15 protein-coding genes are annotated in these 17,253 nt (G+C 37.8%); 12 read left to right on the top strand and 3 right to left on the bottom strand.

Features of this window, described 5'->3' with window-relative positions:
• Positions 1–25: 25 nt before the first annotated feature.
• A complete protein-coding gene (locus ACUNWD_RS15470) occupies positions 26–1,255 on the bottom strand; it encodes an aminotransferase class I/II-fold pyridoxal phosphate-dependent enzyme (RefSeq protein WP_445588740.1) in 1,230 nt (409 codons plus the stop codon).
• Between the two features lie 156 nt (positions 1,256–1,411).
• Between ACUNWD_RS15470 and ACUNWD_RS15465 the strand changes: the two genes are divergently transcribed.
• From ACUNWD_RS15465 to ACUNWD_RS15420, 10 genes are all read left to right on the top strand, one after another.
• Positions 1,412–2,068, top strand: a complete 657-nt coding sequence (locus ACUNWD_RS15465; RefSeq protein ID WP_445588739.1) for a DUF4159 domain-containing protein — start codon at positions 1,412–1,414, stop codon at positions 2,066–2,068.
• Between the two features lie 52 nt (positions 2,069–2,120).
• Positions 2,121–2,696 carry a flavodoxin family protein gene (locus ACUNWD_RS15460; protein WP_445588738.1) on the top strand — a complete coding sequence of 192 codons (576 nt, stop codon included), beginning with the start codon at positions 2,121–2,123 and terminating at the stop codon, positions 2,694–2,696.
• 52 nt (positions 2,697–2,748) lie between these two features.
• Positions 2,749–2,979, top strand: coding sequence for a 4a-hydroxytetrahydrobiopterin dehydratase (locus ACUNWD_RS15455; RefSeq protein WP_445588737.1), 231 nt, complete (start codon positions 2,749–2,751; stop codon positions 2,977–2,979).
• Positions 2,979–3,557 carry a hypothetical protein gene (locus ACUNWD_RS15450; protein WP_445588736.1) on the top strand — a complete coding sequence of 193 codons (579 nt, stop codon included), beginning with the start codon at positions 2,979–2,981 and terminating at the stop codon, positions 3,555–3,557. Before ACUNWD_RS15455 ends, ACUNWD_RS15450 begins: the two co-directional genes overlap by 1 nt.
• A gap of 53 nt (positions 3,558–3,610) precedes the next feature.
• Entirely contained in the window at positions 3,611–3,904 is a 294-nt protein-coding gene (locus ACUNWD_RS15445; RefSeq protein WP_445588735.1) for a DUF6787 family protein, read from the top strand.
• Between the two features lie 81 nt (positions 3,905–3,985).
• A complete protein-coding gene (gene msrA, locus ACUNWD_RS15440) occupies positions 3,986–4,513 on the top strand; it encodes a peptide-methionine (S)-S-oxide reductase MsrA (RefSeq protein WP_445588734.1) in 528 nt (175 codons plus the stop codon).
• Between the two features lie 362 nt (positions 4,514–4,875).
• A complete protein-coding gene (locus ACUNWD_RS15435) occupies positions 4,876–6,318 on the top strand; it encodes a carbon starvation CstA family protein (protein ID WP_445588733.1) in 1,443 nt (480 codons plus the stop codon).
• Between the two features lie 42 nt (positions 6,319–6,360).
• On the top strand, positions 6,361–9,372 hold the full coding sequence (locus ACUNWD_RS15430) for an FAD-dependent oxidoreductase (protein WP_445588732.1): 3,012 nt from the start codon (positions 6,361–6,363) through the stop codon (positions 9,370–9,372).
• Positions 9,373–9,405: 33 nt separating this feature from the next.
• Positions 9,406–10,083 (top strand): 3-keto-disaccharide hydrolase, encoded by a 678-nt coding sequence (locus ACUNWD_RS15425; RefSeq protein ID WP_445588731.1) that lies wholly within the window; start codon positions 9,406–9,408, stop codon positions 10,081–10,083.
• A gap of 13 nt (positions 10,084–10,096) precedes the next feature.
• The gene (locus ACUNWD_RS15420) at positions 10,097–10,573 is read left to right on the top strand and encodes a hypothetical protein (RefSeq protein ID WP_445588730.1); all 477 of its coding nucleotides are present in this window, start codon (positions 10,097–10,099) and stop codon (positions 10,571–10,573) included.
• A 17-nt stretch (positions 10,574–10,590) separates the two neighbouring features.
• On the opposite strand, the gene ACUNWD_RS15415 is transcribed toward ACUNWD_RS15420, so the two are convergent.
• Positions 10,591–11,469 (bottom strand): MerR family transcriptional regulator, encoded by an 879-nt coding sequence (locus tag ACUNWD_RS15415; protein WP_445588729.1) that lies wholly within the window; start codon positions 11,467–11,469, stop codon positions 10,591–10,593.
• Between the two features lie 274 nt (positions 11,470–11,743).
• On the opposite strand from ACUNWD_RS15415, the gene ACUNWD_RS15410 reads away from it, so the two are divergent.
• Positions 11,744–13,792 carry a BatA domain-containing protein gene (locus tag ACUNWD_RS15410; RefSeq protein WP_445588728.1) on the top strand — a complete coding sequence of 683 codons (2,049 nt, stop codon included), beginning with the start codon at positions 11,744–11,746 and terminating at the stop codon, positions 13,790–13,792.
• On the opposite strand, the gene ACUNWD_RS15405 is transcribed toward ACUNWD_RS15410, so the two are convergent.
• Positions 13,773–15,686 carry a tetratricopeptide repeat protein gene (locus ACUNWD_RS15405; protein ID WP_445588727.1) on the bottom strand — a complete coding sequence of 638 codons (1,914 nt, stop codon included), beginning with the start codon at positions 15,684–15,686 and terminating at the stop codon, positions 13,773–13,775. The genes ACUNWD_RS15410 and ACUNWD_RS15405 overlap by 20 nt on opposite strands.
• A gap of 213 nt (positions 15,687–15,899) precedes the next feature.
• On the opposite strand from ACUNWD_RS15405, the gene rocD reads away from it, so the two are divergent.
• Positions 15,900–17,123, top strand: a complete 1,224-nt coding sequence (gene rocD, locus ACUNWD_RS15400) for an ornithine--oxo-acid transaminase (protein ID WP_445588726.1) — start codon at positions 15,900–15,902, stop codon at positions 17,121–17,123.
• Positions 17,124–17,253: the final 130 nt, after the last annotated feature.

Here is a 17,253-nt window from a genome sequence, read left to right as displayed (position 1 = left end):
TTTACTATTTTTAAGCACATGGAGTTTAAGCCAAGGCCTTCTCAATGTCTTCAATCAAATCACTGGCTGCTTCAATTCCCACAGACAAGCGCATGCTGGTAGGATTGATCTTCATTTCCCGACGCTGCTCCTCGGAAAATTCAACGTATATTGTAGACCATGGATGAATAATCAAAGTTTTGTTATCATTCAGGTTTGTTGCTCGTCGTATAATCTCCAATTTATTCATAAAAGCAAAACAAGCTTCTTCTGATTCCAAATCAAAAGTCATGATAGAACCCGGTTTGCCTTCAAATTGCTGGGCTGCCAACAGGTAGTTTTCTGAATCTTTTAATCCAGGATAACATACTTTCTTCACCTTAGAATGATTAGACAAATACGCTCCCAATTGCATGCAGTTTTCGTAGGCACGTTCCAGTCGGAGTTCCAGCATATCCAAGCCCATAATCTGGTAATGAGCAGTGTGAGCCGTCATGGCTCCACCTGTATTCCTGTAATAGTTTTTCCTAAGTCGTGCAATGAATGCATCTCTGCCAAACTTTTCTGATACCTCAATCAAATTAGGATTTAGTGACCAATCGAAATTCCCATTATCCAATATCACACCACCAAAAGAAGTAGCTCCACCCGAAATAAATTTAGTAGTTGACATTACTTCAATATTCACTCCAAAGGCTTTAGAATTAAAGACGACTGGTGGAGTAAGTGTACTATCAGCAATCAGGATGAGATTGTATTTTTGAGCAATACCTGCAAGTTTTTTGATATTCGCAATCTCCAATTGAGGATTGGTTACTGTTTCAAAATAGATGGCACGGGTATTTTCATCCACAAGAGTTTCTACCGCGGCTGCATCAGTTGTATCTACAAAGCGTGTTTCAAGACCATAATTTCGCAAGCTCTGATCCATCAAGGAATAACTGTGTGCAAATAAATGATGTCCGGAAATAATATTATCTCCAGTCTTGCACAGTGCCAAAATCGTATTTGAAATAGCCGACATGCCACTGGCAACAGCCAAAGCACCATGCGCCTCTGTTAAATTTTTCATTTTCAATTCAAAGAATTCAACCGTAGGATTGCTTGCACGAGAATAAACATGAGCTGGTAATTCACCTCTAAAATTAGCAGCAATATCTTCCGCAGAATCAAACTCAAATGCTACACTTTCATAAACCGGCATATCTAACGCCCGGTGTGGGTCATCTTTTGGGAAACGCACATGAAGCGATCGCGTTGTAAAACCTTTCTTCATCCTGTAAAAATTTATTTGTTCAAAATAACAGCATTTTTTTCATTTAGTTTCAAATTTCGTGTCTCAAGTTTCAATTAATAGTTGCCGAAACAGCTATTCAACTCTTAATTACCAGCTTCCATCTTCCAGCATTCTTACTATCTTTGAAACTCAATTATGAAAGCAATTCTGTTCACATACTTTTTTGTACTGATCACGCTTTTTTTACAAGCACAGGATCAGCAATTAAAAATTGGCCTTTTAAAATACAAAGGTGGAGGCGATTGGTATGCCGATCCAACAGCCCTTCCAAATTTAGCCCGTTTCTGCAACGCCGAACTGAACACCAATATCAATCCCGATCCGGCAATTGTAGAACCAAATAGTATCGAGATTTTTAATTATCCGTTTGTGCACATAACAGGACACGGAAATATTATTTTTTCGGAAGAAGAAGCTTCAAACCTACAACTTTACATGGAAGCTGGTGGATTCATATATATTGATGACAACTACGGTTTAGACCAATATATTAGGCGCGAAATGAAGAAAGTATTTCCGGATAAGGAATTCGTGGAACTTCCTGATGATCATCCAATTTTTCATCAAAAATTTAATTTTGAAAAAGGTCTCCCCAAAATTCATGAACACGATAATAAACGTCCACAAGGATTTGGAATTTTTGTTGAAGACAAACTAGTATGTTTCTACACCTATGAATCTGATATCAGTGATGGATGGGAAGATCCTTCAGTTCACAACGATCCACCAGAAATTAGGCGAATGGCTTTAGAAATGGGAGCAAACATTATCTCGTATGTCTTTGGAAACTGATCTGAAACATCCGATTTATAAACTTTGAATTCAAACTTGAAATTAACCAAAAATGAAAGTACTTGGTATAAATAGCAGTCCTCGCAAAAACGGAAATACAAAGCATCTTTTAGAAACCGTATTTAAGCCGTTAAACGATGCAGGTATTGAGACAGAGTTATTTCAAATTGGTGGACGACTAGTTCATGGCTGCACTGCCTGCGGAAAATGCCGTGAGGTGTTAAATGGTCACTGCCAAATAAAAAATGACGCCATTAATGAATGTATTGATAAAATGGTTGAAGCAGATGCCATCATATTAGGGTCACCAGTCTATTTCACGGATGTAACAACCGAGATGAAAGCATTGATTGATGTCGCTGGTTATGTCACCCGCGGAAACGGACACTTGTTGAAAAGGAAAGTAGGTGCTGCTGTCGTTTCTGTTCGTCGTGGTGGTCAGTTACATACCTTTGAAACCTTAAATAACTTTTTCCTGATCAGCCAGATGATTGTACCTGGCTCCAGTTACTGGAACTTTGCATATGGAAAAAATGAAGGGGATGTTCTCAATGATGAGGAAGGTATGAAAACGATGCAGATCCTGGGCGAAAATATGGCCTGGTTGTTAACTAAATTAAACAACTAGCAGATTTTGAACTATCCCATTTCAGCCTTGTTTTCACCTGTAAACGAATAACATGAACTGGAAAACAATTAACGGAAAACTTGAAAAAGAATTCACCTTCAAAAATTTCAATGAAGCTTTAAAGTTTGTAAATCAAGTTGGCATTTTTGCCGAGGAATCGAATCATCATCCAGACATCCTGTTGCACAGTTATAAAAAAGTTAATATTAGTCTTTTAACTCATAGTGAGGAAAAAATCACAGAGAAAGACCATAACTTAGCCAAAAAAATTGACAGCCTTTAATGAAGCGACAGCCCAAACTAAAATTTCTGCTTAAAAATATTCTCCGTGGAATATTATGGACTGCTGTAATTGCAGTCTTATACATTCTGTTTAAAGAGTTTATTTACGACAACAACCAGGAAGCCTGGATAGAGCGATTTTATGGAAAACCATTGATTATTTACTTGATCTACCTGGGATCGGAAGTTTTTTTTGGTATTATTCCCCCTGAATTTTTCATGATTTGGGCCTACCATAAAGCAGATATACTTCAATATGTCTTGAATCTCACGTTTTTTGCAGCTATTTCTTATGGTGCCGGTTATTTGGCCTTTTTGGTCGGGCGATTTTTAAGAAGAGTTGTTCTGTTTCGTTATTTAGGCAGAAGATTTTTTAGTAAATATTGGCCACTTTTCCGAAAATATGGATCAGTACTTATTATTGCTGCAGCATTAACTCCATTACCGTGGTCAACTATCAGTATGCTAGTAGGAACGACTGAATACCCAATGAGCAGATATATCTACATTGCTCTCTTTCGAGTGTTGCGTTTTATCGTGTATGGATACATCATTTTTCAAGGACATCAATTCGCATAACAAACCATTTTTTCTTCTTCTTGTTACTTATATCGAGAATCAATTTTACAGACATGATTGAACGATTTAAGGAGCGTTGGGATGTCAAATCCAATTTTCAGTTGCTAGTTATATTCTTTGTTTTCTCAGTGACCGGAAGTGCCGCCGTGATGGTGCGTGGTTGGCTTTTCCACTGGATGGGTGTTGACACAGATATCAACATTTTATGGCTAATCCCAATTTATATTGTGACAATTGTACCAATCTATCAAATGCTATTACTAGTGATTGGCACTGCTTTAGGACAGTTCCAATTTTTCTGGAAGTTTGAAAAAAAAATGCTGCGGAGGTTTGGAGTGAAGTTTTAGAAACGGTGGATGAAAGCGATTTTTCTTTTAATAACCCTATACCTGTCAGTTTTGGCGGGAGCTCAAAGAAATAGTACAAATATGGAAATAGCAACGTTAGGGGCTGGATGTTTTTGGTGTACAGAAGCCATTTATAAGGAACTTCGTGGAGTTGAATCAGTCACATCAGGCTATTCTGGTGGCGACATCATTAACCCATCCTATAAAGAAGTATCTACAGGAAGTACAGGACATGCAGAAGTAATAGAAATTGAATTTGATTCGACTATTATTTCATTTACTGAGATTTTGGAAGTTTTTTTCTCTACCCATGATCCGACGACCTTAAACAGACAAGGTGCTGACGTAGGATCTCAATATCGGTCAGCCATTTTTTACCATAGCGAAACTCAAAAAGAAATTGCTGAAGAAATCGTCAATAGGTTAAATAAAGACAAGGTGTTTAATAAACCGATTGTCACCGAAATAACTGCCTGGAAAAACTTCTTCAGAGCCGAAGAATATCATCAGGACTACTACGAAAATAATCGAGCACAAGGTTATTGTCAATTTGTGATCGTTCCAAAGTTGAACAAGTTCAGAAAAATTTTCAGGGATAAACTTCAATAAACTCTCATATGTGAGAAACTTGGTATTGGGAGCTTTTGAAGGTGGCGAAAGATATCGCAGTCTGTTATTATTCGATATTGAAATCAAAAACGAAGGCTTGAAATTGTAGGCAAAAGCCTGGCAATAATAGCTAAACGCATCGAAATGCAAGCCTTCTACTAATGGGGGACAGAAGAAACAACTCTTCCATAAAGTATGATTAATTAATCTTACCTGTTATGATGCTCTGGGCAAGGTGTAAATTTCGTTTGCGAATCAATAATAGAAACAGCACACTTTTGAATAACACTACGAAATCTAGTGAGGCTTTTTTTTATAAATTTAGCTACTTGTATAAAACCTCTCACTAAACTAGTTAAAAGATGATTACTTTTTTTTCGGCACTGGCTGTACTTTTAATCGGATATTTCATTTATTCAAAAATAATAGAGCGAATTGCCGGGATTGATCCTGATAGGGAAACGCCCGCTTTTTCAATGAAAGATGGTGTAGATTACATGCCCCTCCCCTGGTGGCGGATTTTTCTAATTCAATTCCTAAATATCGCTGGGTTAGGGCCAATCTTTGGTGCTGTTGCCGGAGCCATGTGGGGACCAGTCGCTTTTATCTGGATTGTGTTGGGCTCTGTTTTTGCCGGTGCGGTTCATGATTATTTTTCTGGTATGCTCTCCATCAAGCACAAAGGATTAAGTATTACTGAGATTGTTGGTATCTACATGGGTAATGGAACCAAGCAATTCATGAGGGCTTTCACCGTGTTGCTAATGATCATAGTCGGTGCCGTATTTATTATGGGGCCTGCTAAAATATTATCCGGCCTAACTCCAAATTTTGCCAGCATGACCTTTTGGGTGTGGGTCGTATTCATCTATTATTTGTTGGCAACTATGCTTCCCATTGATAAAGTCATAGGACGAATTTATCCGGTATTTGGATTTGCATTGGTATTTATGGCTGTTGGGTTAATAATAGCTCTTTTTGTAAAAGGGTATCATGTTCCAGAATTAAACTTTGCCAACATTCATAATTATCATGACACTACCGAGAAATTTCCCATTTTCCCCATGCTGTTTATTACCATTGCCTGTGGTGCTATTTCTGGATTTCATGCAACTCAAGCACCACTTATGGCACGCTGCGTTACCAATGAAAAATATGGGAGACGGGTTTTCTATGGAGCAATGATCACTGAAGGTGTTGTGGCATTGATTTGGGCAGCCATCAGTATGAGTTTCTTTGGAGGAATTCACGAACTAAACGAAGTTATGAATGCCAACAGCGGTAATGCTGCTTTCGTAGTTAACGAAATATCCAACTCCCTATTGGGAACTTTCGGTGGGTTCCTCGCCCTATTGGGAGTAGTTGCAGCGCCAATTACCTCGGGCGATACTGCATTTAGAAGTGCCCGTTTGATTGTTGCTGACTTCATGAAATACAAGCAAGGGCCCATTAAAAACCGATTAATTGTAAGTATTCCGCTTTTTGTGGTAGGATTTTTATTGACCCAGATAGACTTTAGTATCATCTGGCGTTACTTTGCCTGGTCAAATCAGACACTGGCTACTATTGTTCTCTGGACTATTACCATTTACCTGGCACAAGAACGGAAATTCTACTGGATAACCTTACTTCCGGCAGTGTTTATGACAGCCGTGATTACAACATACCTGTTATTTGCACCTGAAGGTTTTTCTCTTTCAAAAGACATCTCGTATACCGCAGGCATATTGATCTCCCTGTTGTCGGTTGTTGCCTTTTTCTTTTATCGAAAAACTTACTTTGCAAGAGAGCTCTCAAAAGCTTAAATACGAACAACCGATACCAACTAAATCTAAGCAATCCAAAACATGAAAAGAAGAGATTTTATTTATCAGTCAGCAGCAGGAACCGCCTTTTTAACCATAGGTGGGTTAAAAGCTTTTTCAAATTCAGCAGACGAAACCAAAAAGCAATTTGGATTCCAATCAGCAAGACAGATTCCTGTTGCTTATGTTGTGGATGTGCTGGTGGTTGGTGGTGCAACAGCAGGTGTGGCTGCTGCAATTCAAGCTAAACAGAATGGCGCCTTGACTTTTTTAGTGGCACAGGAACCCTACCTTGGAGAAGACTTATGCGGAACATTTCGCTTGTGGCGGGAAGATTCAAATTATCAAACCGAACTGGAAGAAAAAATCTTCGGGGAAGGTTTACCTACACCAATGCATATTAAACACACCCTCGACCAGGAATTGATTAAAAATAAAATTGACTTCTTGTATTCAAGCTATGTCACGGACGTGGTTCATGATGATCAAAATCAGCTAGCAGGAGTTGTTATTTCCAACCGATCCGGAAGGCAGGCCATTTTGGCAAAAAATATTATTGACGCGACACCCAGAGGCTTAGTTGCCCGATTGAACAATGTAAGCTTTGGGAAATATCCTTCCGGTGAACAAAAATTTAATTTCACAGTTGTAGGTAACGATATCAAAAAAAGGGACGGCATTAGTGCTAAGATTCAATCAGAAATCATTCAAATTAAAGATAAAGAATATAAGGCGATTGAATATTCTATTACTATTCCTATGCCAGACGGGAGTTGGTCTTCTTTCGCAAATGCAGAGCAAGTTGCTCGTGACTTGGTGTGGGATAGTAATCAGGTTGAAAGTGCTGATCTACTATTTCAGGTTCCACCGGATCGGATGAGTGGACAAAAACGTTGGACAAAACCTGAAATTGACAGTGAAAAAATCAGCATGAAAGTTTTTCAACCTCGAAAAAAGAAAAATCTTTTTGTGCTGAGCGGTTCTGCATGTTTATCCGATCAAGCTGCTGAAAACTTGCTTAAACCGGGAAAACTAATCCGTATTGGTGAACGTATTGGTGAAGCTGCAGCAATAGTATCATCTCAACGAAATGAAATACAAAACCCCAAAATAAAAGGGATACCGCAAGCCAATATGGTAACAGGTAATGTTGGTGAATTGCTCGAAGGTTTGCGTCCTTATCTTAATCAGGGAAGAATTATTGCTGAAGATACCAGCCTTCCTGTACTTGGTCATTGGGATGTTATTGTAATGGGAGGTGGCACAGCAGGAGCACCTGCAGCCTTAGGTTCAAGCAGAAACAATGCAAAAACACTGGTCTTAGACTATATGCACGGCATGGGAGGAATTGGGACCTTGGGGATGGTAGGTCGTTATTACCATGGTTACCGAGAAGGTTTTACCAACGAAGTGGATGCGGGTGTCCGGTCATTAGGTGATAATAATCCGCGACAAAAAGAACGATTGGACGAATGGGTATTTGATTGGAAAACGGAATGGTTCCGTTCAGAAATACGGAAAAATGGCGGAGAAATCTGGTTTGGTGTAATTGGGTGTGGCACGTATGTCGAAGATAAAAAGGTAAAAGGCATAGTAGTAGCGACTCCGATGGGAAAAGGAGTTGTTCTTGGACATACAATCATCGACTCAACAGGAAGTGCTGATATTGCAATTGCTGCCGGAGCTTCCTATGATTATACTGATGCTGATACATTGGCAGTTCAAGGAACCGGTATGCCTTATAAAAATCCAGATGATTTTTATAATAACACAGACTGGACCTTCACCAATGACTCGGACATGCTGGATGTATGGAGAACCTTTGTGGTGGGAAAAGAGAAATTTAAGGACCAGTTTGATATAGGCAAGTTGGTGCAAACACGGGAACGCCGACGTATGGTTGGAGATTTCACTATTTCAGTTTTAGATGTCTATAATGGCCGGACTTATCCTGATACCATTTCCATTCATAAAAGTTCATTTGATACCCATGGCTTTACCGTTGATCCCTATTTCGCACTGAAACCACCGGCTCATTCCGGAGTAGATGTAATTGCATACGTCCCCCTAAGGTCACTACTTCCAAAAGGACTTGATAATATTGCCGTAACAGGTTTGGGGGCTTCTGCCCATCGCGATGCTATGCCAGTCATACGAATGCAGCCCTGTTTGCAAAATCAAGGATATGCCGTTGGAATGGCAGCAGCAATGGTTTCGAAAAACGGTAAACAAATCCGTAATGTTGATATCAAAAATCTTCAGCACAAACTAGTTGAGATTGGTAGCCTAATCCCTGAAGTCATCACTTATAAAGACAACTTCCCTCCAAAACTTGAGCAGATTCAAAATGCTGCAAAAACAGTGGTAAATAATCTGGAAGGACTTGAAATACTTCTTTGGAATCGTGAATCCGGCATTACTGCATTAAAGGATCACTATCACCTGTCAAATAATGCTGAACACAAGTTGGTTTATGCACGTATTTTGGGAATGTTCGGTGAAGAAGATGGATCCAATGAGTTATTGAAAGCTGTTAGTGAATTGGAAGAATGGGATGAAGGATGGAATTACCGGGGAATGGGACAGTTTGGAAAGAGCATGAGCTACATTGACTCCCTGATTATTGCTCTTGGAAATTGCAAAAATCCCGAAGCTATTCCTGCGATTGAAAAAATGGCTCAAAAACTGACTCGTGACAGTTACTTTTCACATTTCAGAGCCGTTGCTATAGCTTTAGAAACCATAGCAAGTGAAGAAGGAGTGAAAATTATTTATGACCTGCTACAAATTGAAGGAATTCAGGGACACGCAATGACTGATATTCAAAAGGCTTTGCGAATTACTCCAGCTAACAGCACCGATACCAGCACAAGAAATAACTCACTTCGTGAATTAATTCTTGCCCGAGCGTTGTATAAATGTGGTGATTTTAATGGAATTGGAAATCAAATTTTATTGGAATATTCTAAGGATTTGCGCGGGCACTATTTTCGTCATGCAAGTGGTGTTCTGCAAAAGTATGGCAAAGAAAAAAGACCGGGAATCGAATTATAATCCATAACTTAGCTATCAGTATTTAGAAAGCTAATGAAAATCTTTGCATTACACCTAATCTTATTGTCTGCCTTTCTTACTGCCAATTCACAAACCATTGATCTTTTTAATAAAATCAATTTGGATGGTTGGCACTTGGATGTTCCTGCAATGGATCAAAATCCGGATACAGTTAAGCCTTTTCTGGTTCGAGATGGACTACTTGTTAGCCTTGGAGTACCCGGTGGACATTTGATCTCCGATTCAATTTATGCCAATTATCGATTGGAAATCAGTTATCGTTTTGCTGGAGAACCAGGGAATTGTGGTGTTTTAGTACATGTTTCCACCCCACGGGTTCTGTACAATATGTTTCCTCAATCGATTGAAGTTCAGATGCAGTCGGGTGATGCTGGTGACTTTTGGTGTATTGGAGAAGATATTCAAACGCCTGAAATGATTAAAAGACGTGGTCCGAAGAAAGATTGGGGTATTACAGAGGGCAAGCAACGAAGAATTAAAAATTTAACGGATGATTCTGAGTATCCATTGGGAGAATGGAATACCATGATTATAAAATGCACTGACAGAATAATTAAAGTGTGGGTAAACGGGGATAAAGTTAATTATGGTTTTGAGTGCACCGCCAATAAAGGACAAATTGCCTTGCAAGCAGAAGGTGCTGAAGTTGAATTTAGAAAAGTCCAGCTTACTTACCTGGATTCGGAATAACAATAGAAAAAGTATGAATAGTTATCGTGACATTGCGAATGATCTTATACAATCGATCCATGAGTTAGAGGGTTGGTTAATTAATTTACCAGACCAAACTGTAAGTGAAAAAAAGAATAACCAACATAGAACCATTAAGCAAATACTGGGGCATATGGTTGATTCTGCTTCGAACAATACCCACCGGGTTATTCACCTGCAATATCAGAAAAGTCCGATCAATTTTCCAGACTATGCTAACCATGGAAATAACGATCGCTGGATTGCTATTCAAAACTACCAAGATGAAGAATGGTCTCAACTAGTTCAGCTGTGGAAATATAGCCATTTACACTACTGCCACGTCATTCAACAAGTTGATGCTGATAAGAAAAATCAAGTATGGATTTCTGACAACAATGAGGAATTCACTTTGGACATGATGGTAATTGATTTTCCAAGACATTTTAAACTTCATGTGTCCGAAATTCAGGAATTGGCGAAAGAATAAATCGGGCTGCAATAAAACTAATGAAGTACTCCAAAATACTTTTTAAACGACTGAATATCAGAAACCACTTTAAAGTTTCGTGGTAAATTTGGTTGGTGTTCCAATATTTGGCGCCCACTAACAAAGACTCTTTTCTTGTTTACCAGCTGACTTAACTGAATTAAATAGTTTTCCAAATCCTCTTTTCCCAAAGCATTAATGAATGCCGAAAAAATATAGTCAATCTTGTTCATTTCAGAAATGTGAACCAAATCATCAAAAGGTACATTCTGCCCAAGATAAATTGTTTTATAGCCTGATTTTAGGGCCAGGTAATTATAAAAAAGAAGACTCAACTCATGCTGCTCATCTTCTTTTAAAAAGAATAAAACTGTTTTGCGTGAATTGGAATTATCAAATCGAGATGATTCACGAATCATGCGCTGCCGCACCAAATTGGAAACAAAATGCTCTTGAGCGGGAAATAACGAACCAGTTTGCCAGAATACGCCAATTTTTTCAAAAAGAGGAAAAATTACATTCATAATGGTTTCCTCAAAACCGCTTTCTTCAATTTCTTTTTCTATCAGCTCTTCAAACCTCGGTTCATTGAAATTGACCATTTGCACAACTAACTGATCTAATATTCCGGAATGATCTGCGGTTTTACCATTCAACTTCAATACTTCTTCTCGAATCGTTTGATCATCAAGAACTGAGACTTTAGAAATTTTATAGCCATGCTTAACCAACATTGACACGTTGAGTAATTTCCTCAACTCCTCATCACTATAATATCGAATATTAGTGTTCGATCGATCCGGACTTAGCAAACCATAGCGTTTCTCCCAAATACGAATCGTATGTGCTTTAATCCCCGAAAGGGTCTCCATGTCTTTAATCGTATAATAATTCATCCCACTCTTTTTTTGATATTGATACAATTTACAGGTTAAAGCAATTGATTGATTACAAAAGTAACTAGTAAAACGTTTGTAGTTGTTAAATGAAAAAGTTTTTATAATTCAATGTAACAATAGCTAATGAAACTTTGTTTTATGTTTCAATAAAATAAATAAACAAATTTATAGTGACAACAGAAAATCACAGCCATCTCTGTGGATTGATTATTAATTTTTCTTTTCTCATCAAACAATTCCATTAATTTTGATTTTTGTTAATTCTGAATAAATGATAAAATTTATATACCCTGAATTTTTACTGGCATTGGCAGCATTGCTAATCCCATTAATTATTCACTTCTTTCATTTCAAACGATATAAAACGGTATTCTTCAGCCAGGTAGGCTTTTTAAAAGCAGTACAACAAGACACCAGAAAAAAGTCAGATCTTAAAAAACTGCTTATTCTAATTAGCCGGCTTTTAATGCTCGCCCTGCTGGTCATTGCTTTTACCCGCCCTTATTTATCATCCCACGACACTGAAGCAAAACAAAACAAACAGACAGTAGCTCTCTATCTTGATAATTCATTTAGCATGAATCAGGAAGGGATCAATGGCCCTTTATTGGAAGAGGCCAAAACAAAAGCGGTTAACATTGCAAATGCATTTGAGCCCGGAACCGATTTTCTTTTACTGACAAACAATGCAACTCCAAAGGAATTATTACCAATTAACAGAGAGCAACTAATACAGCGAATCTCTGCCACAAAAGAAAGTCCCAAATCATTGTCACTCTCGGAAACAATCAATTTAATTAATAAAGGACTTTCATCAACTGCCTCAAACAATCAAAGAAACATCTACCTCCTTTCTGATTTTCAGGCTCATGAATTTGACAATCAGGAGGTAAAATGGGATAGTTTAAGCCATCATTTCCTTATCCGTTTTTCAGGCCAATCAAGCAACAATTTAATGATTGATTCCTGCTGGTTCGAAACCCCGGGTAGAAAATCAGGACAGCATGAAACACTCTTTGTCAAAATAAAAAACCAGTCGGAACAAAGCATCCAGAATCAGGCTGTTCGCTTAAGTATCAATGACTCACTAAAGGCAATTAGTAGTTTACAACTGGAACCAGCTGAAGAAAAAATAGTCACGCTGAGCTATCGAAATAATATGAAAGGATTTCATTTGGGCAAGGTTGAATTAGATGATTACCCGATTATTTACGATAACAACTTTTACTTCAGCTATCAGGTGAAACCCACAATTAAAATATTATTGATCTATAATCCAGAGGAAGGTGGCATCAAACAACTAGAGACCTTATTTGAAAATGATTCACTGATTCAACTTGAAACGATTGAAGACCGAAAGGTGCAAACCAGTGCGCTTGCTCAATCAGATTTTGTCGTTCTATTGAATGTAAATACTCTGGGAAGCGGGTTATCAAAAGCGATCAGTGATTTTATTAAAAATGGTGGTACTACCTGTATTTTACCCGGGAAACAAATCAACACTGATGATTACAATTTGTTGTACAGCCAATGCAAGGTAAATCCTATTAATGGAATCGATACAACCAGAATACGGATGAATTCGCTCAATTATAAACACCGTGTTTTTAATAATGTATTTGAGCAAGAGCAAAAGGATTTGAAACTTCCTGAGGTAAATTTCAGATACCAATTCAAAACGATTAGCTCAGTTAAACAGGAAGCCATTATTAGCTTAATTAATGGCGAATCTGCAATAACAGATTACCCTGTTGGAAAAGGACACTTATACAACTTCAGCTTTCCGGTAAATAGCAACGAATTTATACAAGAAGCCATTTTTGTGCCTTTGCTTTATAATATGGCAATAAACAGTCTGGAAACACAAGCAATTAGTTATACGATTGATAACTCCATCATTTCTGAGGTAAGGAAAGAACAAACGGATACACCCCCATTCGAAATTAAAAAAATCGCGGCCAATGAATCGTTTCGAATACCTGTACTAAATGAAAGCGCCAACTATGCCCGGCTCAATTTCAGTCAACTGATTGAAGAAGCTGGAATTTACGAGCTTACATCAGATGAGGAAATTGTTAGTATGCCAGCGTTCAATTTCAATCGGAAAGAATCACTCAACAATAAACTTTCAGTTGATCAGATTAACGAACTCATTGATGAAAATAACTGGTTAAATGTAAAAGTACTCAACAGTGAATTGCCCGATTTTGAACAACAGATCAAACAAATACAAAATGGAAAAGAGTTGTGGCTTTTATTTGTGATTCTAAGTTTGGTTTTTATTGGAATTGAAACAGCGATTATCCGTTGGATGAAGTAGTATCACTTAAAGGAATGGTAAAACGGAAAGTAGCTCCTTCTCCTTTTTTGCTTTCTACCCAAATAATACCATCATTTTTCACAACAAATTCATGACAAATGGCCAACCCAAGTCCACTTCCCATTTCTCCATTGGTACCATTGGTTGAAAGGTTGTGCTGGTGATCAAAAATTAAAGAATGTTCTTCCAGATCAATTCCAATTCCCTGATCAATTACAGACAACTGCACCTTTTGATTAATTTTTTCAGCCTCTACATGAATTTTTGTTTCAGGCTCCGAAAATTTAATGGAATTAAATACCAGGTTGCGAATAACAGTTGCAATCATGTCCTTATCAGCAAATACGTTAATGCTGGGATCAATCTGAATTGATATAGTTTGATTCTTTTCCTCAAGGTTGGATTCAGCTAAATCCTTCACATCGTCGACAATCGTTTTCAAGTTGAAATTTGTTTTATAAACTTTGATGCGATTCGTTTGTGAACGAGTCCAATACAACAAGTTTTCCAATAAATTAAACCCGCGTTCGGTAGAGGTATTTAAGTCTGTTAAGATCTGGGTTAATTCTTTTTTCGTAAATCGATCAATATCAGTCTTCAACAAACTGGTATAACTAATTAAAGCATTAAATGGATTTTTTAAATCATGAGCAATGATGGAGAAAAACTTGTCTTTATCGGAGTTCAACTTTTTCAGTTCCTGCGTTTTTTCCTGCAACTGTCTAGTCAATTTTCGCTCTTTATTGAACATTAAAAAACCTGCCAATAAAATTACAACAACCAGAAAAATAATAACATACAAGTAAAACTGAATTTCTTTACTCATCTTAATCATTTGTTCCTGATCCAGATTGAGTTGCTGTAAGTTTCTTATTTCACTTTGCTTTTTGTCCAGTCGATATTGAGCTTCCAGCTTTCGTATGTTTCGATTCTTGGCTTCACCAAGTAGACTATCATAAACAACGTTGTACAAATCATAGTAATAAAAGGCATTTTTATAGTCTCCCACTTCTTCATAATACATCGATAAATTGCTATAAATATCGCCTACAAAATCGCTCATTTTAAGCTCGGTTGCCAAATCAAGCGCAGTTTTAAAATTCACCAAAGCTTTATCGTACTGCTTTTTATCCAGATAGATGAGCCCGATATTACTATAAACGGTTGCAACACCTTCCATATCACATCTGCTTTTGTACAGTGACATGGCCCTTTGGTAGTATTCCAGACTTTTATCGTAGTTTTTGCGATCATATTCAACTGTTCCCAGGTTGTTAATCACATTTATTATGGATACACTGTCACCGTGTTTCTCTGCTATCTCCAAGGCTTTTTGGTTCAGTTGAAAAGCTGAGTCCAACTTCATTTTATTTTGAAAGGATATTGCCATGTTCAAATAGGACATTCCTATTCCTTCTTCATTCCCAAGAATACTATCTATTTCAAAAGATTTGCGGTAAAAATGAATGGCCTGATCATAATCTTCAATCTCATCAAAAACCATCCCCAGGTTATTATAAAGTTTACATAGCTGTTTCTGGTCATTTGTTGCTTCTGCTAAAGTAATTGCTTCATAATAGTATGTAGCTGCTTCTTCAAAATTACTGGCTGTATATTCAGACAACCCGTAAAAGTTAAGTGCAGCTATTTTTAAAGAATCATTGTGTCGGTGATCTAAAATCGAAAGTGCTACATCTAAATAAGAAATGGCTTCATCGTGATATCGAGCCGAATCGGAATAGAATTCAGCCAATTTAAGTAAAATGGGTAATTTTTTTATTCCACGATTAGTTTCGCTGAGTTCCTGCTTGAGGGAATCAATTCGCGTAGGCCCGGCAAAGACAGTTGGGACACTGGATAACAGCATAAAAAAAACAAATACGACTCGCTTCATTCACAAATGGATTCCGGTAAATTAGCTATCAAAGATAAAATAAAATCAACAGTTTCATATCAATCTGATAAAACCACTAATGACTAATAAAAAAATTGAAACGAAAAAAAGTTTAGATCATTCCCATATCTTTTTTTTAACACTTTGGATAACTTTGATATCAGCCTGATATTCTGTAATTCTGTATAAAAATAAAACTTAATCTGAAATACGATGGAAACAAAAAATGCTCAATATTTCATGGATCGCGAAGCTCGATACGGAGCGCATAACTATCATCCGCTTCCTGCTGTGTTGGAACGTGGTGAAGGAATTTATGTTTGGGACGTGGAAGGAAAAAAGTATATTGATTTCCTGGCAGCCTATTCCGCCGTTAATCAAGGACATTGTCACCCTAAAATTGTAACCGCACTGAATGAGCAAGCCTCAAAGCTTGCTTTGACGAGCCGTGCATTTTATAACAATGTTTTGGGAGAATGGGAAGAATACATGAACAAATTATTTGGATACGATAAAATGCTCCCAATGAACTCGGGTGCTGAAGCAGATGAAACGGCTTTGAAATTAACTCGCAAATGGGCGTATAAAGTAAAAGGAGTACCTCGCAACGAAGCAAAAATTATTGTTTGCAATGGAAACTTCCATGGCCGTACTATTACCATCGTGTCCATGTCGTCTGATCCGGATGCCTACAATGATTACGGCCCTTATACTCCTGGTTTTGTAAATATTCCCTACAATGATTTGGAAGCACTGGAGCATGCATTGCAAGATCCCAATGTTGCCGGTTTTTTAGTCGAACCCATCCAAGCCGAAGCGGGGGTTTATGTTCCGGAAGATGGTTTCTTAAAAAAGGCAGCCGAACTTTGTAAAAAGCACCACGTATTATTTGTAGCCGACGAAGTGCAAACAGGGCTGGCTCGTACCGGCAGAATGCTTGCTTGTGACCATGAAGGTGTTCGTCCTGATATTTTGATTTTAGGTAAAGCTATTTCAGGAGGTATGTTTCCCGTTTCCTGTGTATTGGCTGATGATGAAATTATGCTGACGATTAAGCCAGGAGAACATGGTTCAACCTATGGTGGAAATCCCATTGCAGGCAAAGTTGCAATGGCCGCACTGGACGTAATTCAGGAGGAAAAGCTGGCAGAGAATTCTGAGAAAATGGGAAAAATTTTCCGCAGGGAAATGCGTGCCGTAAAATCGGATATGATTGAAGATGTGCGCGGCAAAGGCTTACTCAATGCTATTGCCATCAAACCAATGCAAGGAAGATCTGCCTGGGATGTTTGCCTGGGAATGAAAGAAAATGGTATTCTTGCAAAACCGACACACGAACATATTATTCGCTTCACGCCACCATTGGTCATCAATGAAGAACAATTAATGGATGCAATCAGTCGAATAAAAAAAACATTTAACGACTTTGGTTTTTAATTGAAATGATCTGAATCTGTGAAAAATACACTTCACTTTAAGTCATAAAAAAAGAGGCCGTCTCAAAACAAGTTTTTGGGACGTTTTTTTTTTCTTTCTCATTTGGTTTTTTCCTGGTTCTATTTTTAGT

It is taken from the genome of Sunxiuqinia sp. A32 (assembly GCF_052690465.1).
Note: the sequence above shows the minus strand (reverse complement) of the source record. Positions and strands in the feature narration are given on the sequence as shown.